This is a genomic window from Streptomyces sp. A 4/2 (assembly GCF_940670765.1).
In the GTDB taxonomy this organism is placed as follows: Bacteria; Actinomycetota; Actinomycetes; order Streptomycetales; family Streptomycetaceae; genus Streptomyces.
Genome location: NZ_CALNVW010000050.1, coordinates 172793 through 185284 on the forward strand (window position 1 = coordinate 172793; position 12492 = coordinate 185284).

Annotated in this window: 2 protein-coding genes; both read right to left on the reverse strand. The window is 71.8% G+C overall.

Annotated features, from left to right (window positions below; genetic code table 11):
- Positions 1 to 13: 13 nt before the first annotated feature.
- Complete coding sequence (locus NBY69_RS33495) at positions 14 to 11935, reverse strand: type I polyketide synthase (RefSeq protein ID WP_374211369.1); 11922 nt, start codon at positions 11933 to 11935, stop codon at positions 14 to 16.
- Positions 11932 to 12492 (reverse strand): acyl carrier protein (locus tag NBY69_RS33500; RefSeq protein ID WP_250305738.1); only part of this gene is annotated, 561 nt, incomplete at its 5' end. The genes NBY69_RS33495 and NBY69_RS33500, both read right to left, overlap by 4 nt.

A 12492-nucleotide genomic window follows, 5' to 3' on the forward strand; every position in this document is an offset into this window, starting at 1 on the left:
TCGGCCAGAGCCGTCACGCCTCCAGGGTGCGGAGCCAGTCGTCGACCACCCGGGCGGTCGTGCCCGCCAGGTCCTCCATCATCGTGAAGTGGTTCCCGGGGACGTCCACGACGGTGTCCGCCGCCGTCCACTGCGTCTGCCACTGCTCCGGTGCGAGCGACTCCCCGCCGGCCATGGGCTCCCCGGCCCGCACCAGCAGTACCGGCGCCGCGAGTTGCTTCGGGGCCCAGTCGCCCAGCAGGTTGAAGTACCAGCTCATCGCCGACAGCCTGGCCGCGTCCATCCGGGCGAAGCCGGCCTCGCGCTCGAACATCCCGCCGAGGAGCTGGTCCTCGAACTGGCCGAGGGAGTCGTCACCCGGTACGTAGGTGTCGAGCAGCGCCACACCCCGGGGGGCCCGGCCCTCCTCGCCCAGCCGGGCGGCCGTGGCGTGCGCCAGGATGCCCCCGGAGGAGGACCCGAGCACGGCGTACGGCTCGTCGCCGACCTGCTCGCGCACCATCCGGGCCAGCAGCCCCACCAGCGCCTCGTCGGTGGCCGGCAGCGGCTCGCCGTCGGCGAACCCGGGGACCGCGAGGGCGACGACGTCCCGGACATCGCGGAACGCCGAGGCGAACCGCGCGTACTGGTGCACACCTGCGAGCGCCACCTGGGAGCTGAAGCAGACCAGCCGGACCGGCGCCGGACCTCTGGCGAGGCGGACCGAGGTGGGCAGTTCGCTCACCTCGGCGGCATCGGTGAAGGTGGGGCGCAGATTGGCGACGCTCTGCAGCAGCTCGAAGCCCTCGCGCAGCCGCCGGTCCTCGCAGGCCTGACGGAACAGCCGTCCGATGATCTCGTCCGGTGCGGACCGGCCGGGCCGCGCCACCGCAGCGTCTCCTGCTGTCTCCGCCCCGGTGATCCCCGCCCCCGTGGTCTCCGACGTGTCCCCGCCGCCCAGTTCGGCCTCCAGATGCACGGCGAGGGCGAGCGGGGACGCGTGGTCGAAGGTCACGGTGACGGGCAGCCTGAGGCCGGTCGCCGCGGCCAGTGCGTTGCGCAGTTCCACGGCGGTCAGTGAGTCGAGGCCGAGTTCGAGGAACGCCTGGTCCGGCTCGACCGCCTCCTGCGAGGCGTGCCCGAGCACGGCCGCGGTGGCACCGCGCACCGCCGCGAGCACTTCGCGCCGCCGCCCCGCCCGGTCCAGCCCGCGCAGCCGCCCGGCCAGAGAGGGCCCGGTCCCGCCCGTGGCCGCGACGCGGCGCGCCGCCGGGCGGGCGAGGCCGCTCAGCAACGGGGCCGGGTGGGCACCGAGGGCCGCGGTGTCGATGCGTACGGGGACGAGCGACGCGGCGTCGACGCGCAGCGCCGCGTCGAGGAGCGCGAGCCCTTCCTCGTCGCCGAGGGCGAGCACTCCGCCGCGGGCCATTCTGTTGCGGTCCACACCGTCCAGCCGCCCGGCCATCCCGTGCTCCCAGGCACCCCAGGCGAGCGAGGTGGCGGGCAGGCCGTCGGCGGTCCGCTGTTCGGCCAGGGCGTCGAGGAAGGCGTTCGCAGCGGCGTAGTTGGCCTGGCCGGGTGTGCCGAACGTCGCCGCCGACGAGGAGAAGAGGACGAAGTCGGCGAGCGGCGCGGACCGGGTCAGCTCGTGCAGGTTCAGCGCCGCGTCGACCTTGGGGCGGAACACCGTGTCGAACCGGTCCGGGGTGAGCGAGCCGATCACCCCGTCGTCGAGTACGCCCGCCAGATGCAGCACCGCGGTGAGCGGGTGCTCCTGCGGCACGGCCTTCAGTACGGCCGCGAGGGCGTCCCTGTTCCCCGCGTCGCAGGCGACCAGGGTGATGTCCGCGCCCAGCGCGGTGAGTTCCTTCCGCAGGCTCTCGCCCGCCGGGGAGGCCGGCCCACTGCGGCTGAGGAGCAGCAGGTGCCGGGCGCCCCGCCCGGCGACGAGGTGCCGGGCGACCAGTCCGCCCAGGGCGCCGGTGGCGCCGGTGACGAGGACGGTGCCTTCCGGGTCCCACTCGGAGCCCGGTCGCCGCTGCTCGGGAACGGCACACCGGACCAGCCGCGCCTTGTTCAATACGCCGTCTCTGACGGCGAGTTGGGGCTCAGCAGTGTCGAGTGCGGCGGGCAGGGCGAGCACGGAGCCGGTGCTGCCGTCGATGTCCACGAGCACGAACCTGCCGGGGTTCTCCGACTGCGCGGTCCGTACGAGGCCCCACAGGGGTGCGGACGCGAGGTCGTCGGGCCGCCCGCCGTGCGTACCGAGTGCGCCCCGGGTCACGAACGCCAGCCGGGAGCCCGCGAACCGTGTCTCCGCCAGCCAGGAGTGCACCGTGGTGAGCGCCGTGGCCGTGACCTCCCGTACCGCGTCGGCGGGGTCGCTCCCGGCGCGGCCCGCGCAGCAGACCAGGACGATCTCGGGGAGCGTCATCCCGGTCGACACGGCGGCCGTCAGGGCATCGAGATCCACGAAGGACTCCACCGGAACGCCCGCTTCGGCGAGCGGACCCGCGATCCCCAGGACGTCTGAGCCGACCAGCACACAGCGCCGGGAGTCCCGGACCGCGCTGCCGCTGTCGCTTCCTTCGGGCACTGCCCGGGTCCACTCCACGCGGAACATCGAGTCGCCGGTGCGGGAGTCGGTGGGAGCGGCGGCACGGGAGCCCGTCCGGGAGACGGTTCCGTGGGCCGGGGCAGCCAGCGGGCGCAGGGTCAGCGAACCGGCCGAGAGCACCGGCCCGCCGGAAACGTCGGCGGCGCTGACGGCCACCTGTTCGGTACCGGTCGCCGTCAGCCGTACGCGCAGTACGGCGGCGCCCTGGGCGTGCAGCTCGACATCGCTGAAGGAGAACGGTACGAGCCGTCCGGCCGCGCCCGGCAGCAGGTACGCCAGGCCGTGCAGGGCGGCATCGAGCAGGGCGGGATGCAGACCGTAGCGCGGTGCGTCGTCGTGTACCGGTTCGGGCAGGGCGACCTCCGCGTACAGCTCGCCCTCGCGCTGCCAGGCGGCGCGCAGCCCCCGGAAGGCGGGTCCGTAGGCCACACCGGTCACGGGACGCGCGGGCTCTCCGCCGTGGTCCCCGTCGCGGTCTCCGTCGCGCTCGCTGTCCTGCGTGTCGTAGAGGCCGTCGACGGGCACCTCAAGGGCGCCCTCGGGCGGCCAGACCGTGGCGTCGAACGGGTCGGGCTCCGTACGGGCCTTCGTACCGGGCTCCGTACCGGCCGTTGTGGCGGCGGCTGTGGCGGCGGCTGTGGCGGCGGCTGTTCCGGCAGCTGTCAGGGTTCCGGTCGCGTGGAGGGTCCACGGTTCCCCGTCCGCCGAACCGCCGTTGGCGTCGCCTTCGGTGAAGTGAGAGAAGAGCTGGACCGTACGGTCTCCGGACTCGTCGGCGGGCCCCGTCACCAGTTGGACCCGGCGGGGACGCGAGTGGTCGAGGGAGAGCAGCGCCGCCAGGACCAGTTCGTCCACGCGGGGGCAGCCGGTGTGATCGCCCGCGTGAATGGCCAGTTCGAGCAGCGCGGTGCCCGGTACGACCGCGGCTCCGTCGACCAGATGGTCGGCCAGCCACGGGTGGGCGGCCGACGAGAGGTTCCCGGTGCAGACGAATCCCCCGTCGGGCAGCGGCATGCACGCACCGAGCAGCGGATGTGTGCCACCTGCGGCACCGGCCGGTGCCGCAGGAGCCGGACCGCCTTCGGCCCAGTAACGCCGGTGCTGGAAGGCGTAGGTGGGCAGGTCGACCTGCCGGGCGCCGCTGCGCGCGAAGAGCGCCGTACGGTCGACCCGGGTGCCGTACGCGAGCAGCCCGCCGAGCACCGTCCCCAGTGTCCGGGCCTCGGGGCGGCCACGGCGCAGCACCGACGCGGCGAAGAACGGCGGGGTCCGGCGCAGCCCGTCCACCGACGCGTCACCGGCCCCGTCATGGGTGCCGTTGCCGGTCCCTGTACCCGTACTCGCACCCATACCCGTACCGGCGTCCTGTCCGATGCCGGTGGTGGCCTCTTCGAGTTCCTGGACGGCCGCTGTCAGTACCGGGTCGGGACCGAGTTCGACGAAGCCGGTGACGCCCTCCGCACGCAGGTGGGCGAGCGCGTCGTGGAAGCGCACGCCCTCGCGTACCTGCCGTACCCAGTAGTCGGCCTCCCCGATCCGGCCGGCGAGGTCCGCACCCAGCGTCGGCACGATCGGGATCCGGGCCGGATGGTAGGTGACCGACTCGGCGACCGCGCGGAACTCCTCCAGCATCGGTTCCATCCGGGCCGAGTGGAAGGCGTGGCTCACCCGGAGCCGCTTGCTCGCGCGGTCCGCGAAGTGCCCGGCCACGGCCAGTACCGGGGCCTCGTCACCGGACAGTACGACGGCGTCCGGCCCGTTGACGGCGGCGATGCTCACCCCGTCCCGGAGCAGGGGCAGGACTTCGGACTCGGCCGCACGCAGCGCGACCATCGCGCCGCCCGGCGGCAGCGCCTGCATCAGCCGGCCACGTGCCGCCACCAGCCGGCAGGCGTCCTCCAGCGTGAGCACACCGGACACGTGCGCCGCCGCCAGCTCGCCGACGGAATGGCCCACGAGGTGGTCGGGGCGCAGACCGCAGGATTCGAGCAGCCGGTACAGCGCCACCTCGACGGCGAACAGGGCGGGCTGCGCGCAGCCGGTCCCGTCGAGCGCGTGGGCTCCGGACCCCGATGGCTCCTCGTCCCACAGCAGTTCCCGCAGCGGCCGGTCGAAGTGCGGGGCGAGGAGCGGGTCCAAGTGCGCACACACGGCGTCCAGCGCCTCGGCGAAGACGGCCGATGAGGCGTACAACTCCCGTCCCATTCCCGGGCGTTGACTGCCCTGCCCGGTGAAGAGGAACGCGATGCGCCGCTCGGCGGACCGGCCGCGCGTCACCTCGGGCACGGTGCCACCGGCAGCGATGGCGCCCAGGGCGGCCAGTGCGGTGTCCCGGTCGGTCCCGAGTACGAGGGCGCGGTGCTCGAAGACCGTACGGGTGGTGGCGAGCGAGAACCCGACGTCGAGCGGTGTGAGCCCGGGATGGCGCGTCAGGTGCTCTCGAAGGGCCGCCGCCTGCGCCCGTACGGCGTCCTCACTCCGACCGGAGACCAGCAGCGGGACCACGGGCGGCTCCTGCACCGGGCCCTTGTACGTAACTGCCTTCTCCGGGGCGGCCGTTGAGGCGTCGTCCGGGGCTTCCAGGATGACGTGGGCGTTCGTTCCGCTGATCCCGAAGGAGGAGATACCCGCCCGTCGGGGGCGCCCGGCCGGGTTCCACGGCACCGCCTCGGACAACAGCTCCACCTGGCCCGCCGACCAGTCGACCTGCTCGCTCGGCGAATCGACGTGCAGGGTCGGCGGCAGTACTCCGTGCCGCATCGCCTGCACCATCTTGATGATCCCGCCGACACCGGCCGCCGCCTGGGCGTGGCCGATGTTCGACTTGATCGACCCCAGCCACAACGGCTCACCGTCCGGGCGGTCCTGGCCGTAGGTGGCGAGCAGCGCCTGCGCCTCGATCGGATCGCCGAGCACCGTACCGGTGCCGTGACCCTCGACGGCGTCCACCTCGGCCGGGCGCAGCCCCGCGCGGTCGAGTGCCTGGCGGATCACCCGCTGCTGGGACGGGCCGTTGGGTGCGGTGAGCCCGTTGGACGCGCCGTCCTGATTGACCGCGCTGCCCCGGACGACGGCGAGGATCCGGTGCCCGTTGCGCCGCGCGTCGGACTCCCGCTCCAGGAGCAGCATGCCGACGCCTTCCGCCCACCCGGTGCCGTCGGCCGCGGTGGCGAACGACTTGCACCGGCCGTCGGGGGCCAGCCCGCGCTGGCGGCTGAAGTCGACGAACGTACCGGGGGTCGCCATCACCGTCACACCACCGGCCAGAGCCGTCGCGCACTCGCCCTCCCGCAGCGCCTGCGCCGCCAGGTGCAGTGCGACCAGCGACGAGGAACAGGCGGTGTCGATGGTCACCGCGGGCCCTTCCAGGCCGAGCAGGTAGGCGACCCGGCCGGTGGCGACACTGCCCGCGGAGCCGGTGCCGAGGAAGCCCTCGGCCCCCTCGGGAACGGTCTGCAACCGGGCGAGGTAGTCGTGGTACATGACACCGGCGAACACTCCGGTGCGCCCGCCCCGCAGCGTGGAGGGGTCGATCCCCGCCGACTCGACGGCCTCCCAGGAGGTTTCGAGGAGCAGGCGCTGCTGGGGATCCATGACCACCGTCTCGCGCGGCGAGATCCCGAAGAAGGCGGCGTCGAAGTCTGCGGCGTCGTGCAGGAATCCGCCCTCGCGGACGTAGCTGGCGCCACCCGCGTCGGGGTCGGCGTCGTACAGCCCGTCCAGGTCCCAGCCACGGTCCTCCGGGAAGGGGGTGACCCCGTCGGCGCCGGATATCACCAGGTTCCACAGGTCGTCGGGGTTCCGCACGCCGCCGGGGAACCGGCAGCTCATCCCGACGATGACGATGCGGTCCTCGGTTCGCCGTGCCGCCGCCCCGGTCGGGGAGGGGGCGGGGCTCGCCGGGTCCTGCTCGGCGCCGAGCAGCCGTTCCAGGACGTGCGTGCTGACGGCCGCCGCGGTCGGATGGTCGAACACCAGCGTCGCGGACAGCCGGAGCCCGGTGATGGCGTTCAGCTGGTTGCGCAATTCGACTGCGGTCAGCGAGTCGATGCCCAGGTCGCGGAACGGCTGGTCCAGGGCCACGTCGTCAGCCGTGTCGTGGCCGAGCACGGTGGCCGCCTGCGCGCGGACCAACTCGCGTACTGCTTCCGTGCGTTCCTCCACGGAGAACTGCCTCAGTCGCTCGACCAGCGAGGCGGAGGTGGCCGATGCGGCCTCCGCGGCCCGCCTGCGGGGCCTGCGGACCAGGGCGCGGAACACCGGGGGGAGGTGGTCGGCCGTGTCCCGCAGCGCGGCGAGGTCGAGCCGTACGGGCAGGAGCGCGGCTCGCCCGGCCGACGGCGCGAGGTCGAAGAGCGCGACGCCGTCCGTCGCGGACAGCGGGACGACACCGCCACGCGCCATCCGGCGCAGATCCGCCTCGTCGAGACCGCCGGTCATGTCGCCCGCCCCGGCAGGGGCCCACAGGCCCCAGCCGAGGGAGAGCCCGGCGAGACCTTCGGCCCGGCGGTGGGCGGCGAGGGCGTCCAGGAAGGAGTTCGCGGCGGCGTAGTTGCCCTGTCCCGGTGCGCCGAGGGCGGCGGAGACGGAGGAGTACAGGACGAATGCCGACAGCGGTGCGGTACGCGTCAGTTCATGCAGGTTCACCGCCGCGTCGACCTTGGGGCGCAGTACCCGCCGTACCTGCGCGGGGGTCAGCGAGGTCACCGTCGCGTCGGCGAGCACTCCGGCCGTGTGCACGACGCCGGTCAGCGGGCGGTCGGCGGGGATGTCCGCCAGTACGGCCGCGAGCGCCGGGCGGTCGGCCGCGTCGCACGCGACCAGGGTGACGTGCGCACCGAGTTCCGTCAGGTCGGCGACGAGTTGGGCCGCAGCCGGCGCCGCGGATCCCCGGCGGCTGAGCAGGAGCAGATGCCGTACGCCGTGCACGGCCACCAGGTGGCGGCAGAGGACGCCGCCGAGTTGGCCGGTCGCGCCGGTGACCAGGACGGTGCCCGTGGTGTCCCACATCGGCGTCGGCTGATCCTGCGGCGGCCGGCCCCCCTGCCGCACCGAGGCCCGGCCGAGTCTGCAGGCGAACAGGGCGCCGTCCCGCACGGCGATCTGGGGCTCGGCGGAACGGAGAGCCGATGACGTGGCGGCTGCAGAGAGGGTCGGGACAGCGGTCGGAGTAGTGGTCGGGGACGAGTTCGGGGCCGCGTTCGGGGCTGCGTTCGGGAAGGTGGTTCCGCGCAGTGGGGTGTCGATGAGCTGGAAATGCCCTGGGTGCTCGGACTGCGCCGACCGTACGAGTCCCCAGACCGCCGCTCCGGGCAGGTCGGTGACCCCGTCCCCGGCTCGGACCGCCACCGCGCCGTCCGACACGAAGGCCAGCCTGCTCCCCTCGAACCGCTCGTCTCCCAGCCATCCCTGAATCAGCTCCAGGGCTCGCAGTACCGCGTCGTGCGTGTCCTGTACGACGTCGGCGCCACCGTGTTCCGTCGCTGTTCCGATCCCGGTCAGCACCACGTCCGGCACGGGAGCGCCCGCGTCGAGCGCAGCACGCAGCGCGTCCAGATCCGCGTACCGGTCGCCGCCCGGCCCCGGCGAGTCCTCGTAAGTGTCCGTATCGATGACCGCCCAACTGGTCGGGGCGGTCTCCGGAGCCGGGACCTGGGTCCAGTCCAGTTGGAACAGCGCGTCACGCACCATGCCGTCGGCCGGTCCGGCTGCGAGGGTATCCACGGCCATCGGCCGGAGCGTCAGCGAATCCACCGTGGCCACCGGCCGACCGGACGCATCGGCGACCTGAAGGGTTACCGTCTCGGGCCCGGTGGGCATCAGACGGGCTCGGAGCGCGGTGGCACCCACCGCGTGCAGCGCCACCCCTTCCCACGAGAACGGCAGTCGCCCCGGCTCACGGTCACCGGTGTCGTATCCGGCACCGGATACGGATGCAGATGCGGATGCGGCCTCCCCGAGAGCGCCACCGAGCGCCATCGAGTGCAGCACGGAGTCCAGAGCGGCCGGGTGGAGATTGAAGGGATCCTTGTCCCCCTGCTCGGGATCGGGCAGCAGGACCTCCAGGAAGAGCTCGCCATCACGCCGCCACGCCCGCTGCAACCCACGGAAGACCGGCCCGTACTGAAGTCCGACGCCCGCCAGCCCCTCGTACAGTTCGGTCGCATCGAGGGATTCGGCATCGGCCGGTGGCCACTGGGCGAACTCGAAGGCGGCCTCGTCCGCCGCAGGAGCGAGCATCCCGCCGGCGTGGTGGGTCCACTGCTCAGCCGGATCGTCGTCGTGGCGCGACGACACCTGCAACGGACGGTGCCCCTCGCCGTCCGGCGGGCCGACCAGGAGCTGGAGATGCACGGCGCCGGTCGGGGGAATGACCAGAGGCGTCGTGATGGTCAGCTCTTCGACCCGCTCGCAGCCGACACGGTCCCCCGCACAGAGCGCGAGTTCCAGGAAACCGGTCCCGGGGAACACGATCCGGCCCGCCACCTGGTGGTCGACCAGCCAGGGCTGCGCCTGAGTCGAAAGCCCGCCGAGCAGGAGCACATCGCCCGAGCCGGCCAGCGAGATCACGGCCTGAAGCAGGGGGTGCCCGGCGCGGGTGGATCCGAACCGGTGCGGGCCGACGGACAGACGAGCGGTCGGCCAGTAACGCTGGTGTTGGAAGGCGTACGTGGGCAGCTCGGTACGGCAGGCACCGGTCGGCGCGTAGAACGCCTCCCAGTCGACGGAACAGCCGTCCGCCCACAACCGGGCGAGCGCGGTGACAACCGTGCCCGGCTCGGGACGCTTACGGTGCAACAGCGGAACGGCCAGCGCGTCATCGCCGCAGGTCTCGCCGACCGCGCCCACCAGACTTGCGTCAGGACCGACTTCTACGAGCCGGGATACGCCCAGGGCCTGGAGTCGGGTCACCGCATCGGCGAACCTGACTGTGCCGCGTACCTGATCCACCCAGTACCGGCCGGTGAACTCCTCCACCAACTCACCCGTCAGGGTGGACACCACGGGGATCTGCGGGCGATGCATTTCAATGCCAGAGGCAGCGTCGCCGAACGCCTCCAACATGGGATCCATCAGAGCCGAGTGAAACGCGTGACTCACCTCCAGCCAACGCCCTTCATGACCCGGGAGAGACGCGGCAACAGACTCGACAGCCGCGCGCTCGCCGGACAGAACCACCTGACCAGGAGCGTTCACCGCCGCGATGGACACGCCGTCGACGAGAAGCGGCGTGACCTCCTCCACAGACGCCCGCACCGCCCACATCGCACCACCCTCAGGCAACGCCTCCATCAGCTGGGCACGCGCAGCCACCAAACGGCACGCATCCCCCAGGGACAACACACCGGCCACATGCGCGGCAGCCAACTCGCCCACCGAATGGCCCACCACATAATCGGGGACCAGGCCCCACGACTCCACCAGCCGGAACAACGCCACCTCGATGGCAAACAGCGCGGGCTGCGCCCATCCCGTCCGCCGCAGCGCCTCCCCGTCTCCGTCCCCGAACATCACCTCACGCAACGGACGGTCGAGCAGCACGTCGAAATGCCCACACACCTCACCCAAGGTCTGCCCGAAGACCGGAAAGTCGGCGGCCAACTCATGCCCCATGCCCAGCCGTTGGCCTCCCTGTCCGGAGAAGACAAACCCGGTGAGACCAGATCCCGCGACTCCACGCACCACACCAGGCGAGGACTCACCAGCAGCCAACACACCCAGACCCGAGCACAACTCGGCCACATCCGAACCGAGCACCACCGCACGATGCTCCAACGCCGTACGCGTCGTCGCCAACGAGAAACCGACATCCGTGCCGGTCAGCCCGTGGGTGCCGCTCAGAGCGGAGAGCATCTTTGATGCCTGCGCAGCAACACCCGAAGGCGCCTTCGCCGAGATCGCCCACGGCACGACCGGCAGGACCACAGCATCATCGGTCGAGTCGCCCGCGCCCTCCGTGTCCGACTTCGCGGGAGGGGAAGCAGGCGCAGGCGGCTCCTCGACGATCACGTGTGCGTTCGTCCCACTGATGCCGAAGGATGACACACCTGCCCGGCGCGGCCGGTCCACATCCGGCCACTCCTGCGCCTCTGCCAGCAACTCCACCGCACCTGCTGACCAGTCCACGTGCGACGACGGTGTACCCACATGCAACGATGCGGGCATCAGGCGGTGTTGGAGCGCGAGGATCACCTTCATGACACCGGCCACACCTGCTGCGGCCTGGGTGTGACCGATGTTCGACTTGACCGACCCCAACCACAACGGCCGCCCCTCCGGCCGCCCCTGCCCGTAGGTGGCCAGCAACGCCTGCGCTTCGATCGGGTCGCCCAGAGAGGTACCCGTGCCGTGCGCCTCCACCAGATCCACGTCCGACGCCGACAGACCGGCATCAGCCAGAGCCTGCCGGATCACCCGCTGCTGGGAGGGGCCGTTGGGCGCGGTGAGGCCGTTCGACGCACCGTCCTGATTGACCGCACTGCCCCGTAGCACAGCCAGTACGGGATGCCCATGGCGCCGAGCGTCCGACAACCGCTCCAGTACGAGAACGCCGGCGCCTTCCCCCCAGCTGGTGCCGTCCGCGTCGTCGGAGAACGCCTTGCACCGTCCGTCACCGGCCAGGCCGCCCTGGCGGGCGAACTCGACGAAGGCGCCCGGCGTCGACATCACCGTCACACCACCGGCCAACGCCAGCGAACACTCCCCCGAACGCAACGACTGAGCCGCCAGATGCATCGCCACCAGAGACGACGAACACGCCGTATCCACCGTCACCGCAGGACCCTCAAGCCCCAACACATACGACACCCGACCCGAGAGCACACTCCCCGAACTCCCGGTCCCCCCATAGCCGTCGACGGGCTCGCCCGTCATCGCCAGCAATCCCGGATAGTCCTGGCCGTTCGTCCCCGCGAACACACCAACCGGTCGTCCGCGCAGGGACATCGGGCCTATCCCCGCACGCTCCAGGGACTCCCACGCCACCTCGAGCAGAAGACGCTGCTGCGGATCCATCGCCAACGCCTCACGCGGCGAAATCCCGAACAAAGCAGCATCAAAGTCCGCCACACCTTGCACAAAACCGCCGATACCACTCTCGGTACCCCAACCCCGGTCCGCAGGGAAGTCGCCCATCGCGTCGACTTCGCCCGCAAGCAGACCCCACAGACTCTCGGGCGAATCCACTCCGGCCGGAAAGCGGCATCCCATCCCGACCACGGCCACCGGATCATCTCCGGTGGACTCCACCTCACGGAGCCGCTGCTTGGTCTCGTGCAGTTCGAGGGTGACCTTCTTCAAGTAGCCGAGAAGCTTGTCCTCGTTGCCCATCAAGCTCACCGCGTCCCGATCTCGTTATCAATAAGGGCAAAGATGTCGTCGGATGTGGCGGCTTCGATCTTTGCCGAGATGTCACCGGAACTGCCCTCGCTCGCGCCGGTCTCCAGGCGTTTCATTAGCTGTTGCAGACGCGAGGCCACCCGCATGCGAGTAACTTCCTGTGCGGGCAGGGCCAGCAGTGTCGCTTCGAGACGGTCCAATTCGGCGTCGGCGTCGCGACTCCCGTCGGACGAGTCGTCGACCAGCTCGCCCAGCAGGAACTCAGCAAGGGCCGAGGCCGTCGGATAGTCGAACACGAGCGTCGATGGAAGGCTGAGTCCCGTTGCCACTGCCAGGCCGTTACGTAGTTCGACAGCGGTGAGGGAGTCGAACCCGAGAGCCTTGAACGGAACAGCCGCCTCGACAGCGGTGGCGTCGGCGAAGCCGAGTACGGCGGCGACCTGCGCCCGTACCAACTCCCCGACGAGGGACCGGCGTGCCACTGCGGACTCCCCAGCCAGGCGGTCTCGTAGTCCGTCCTTCTCCGGGGCAGCCTCGATAGCGGGGAGGGCGCGTGG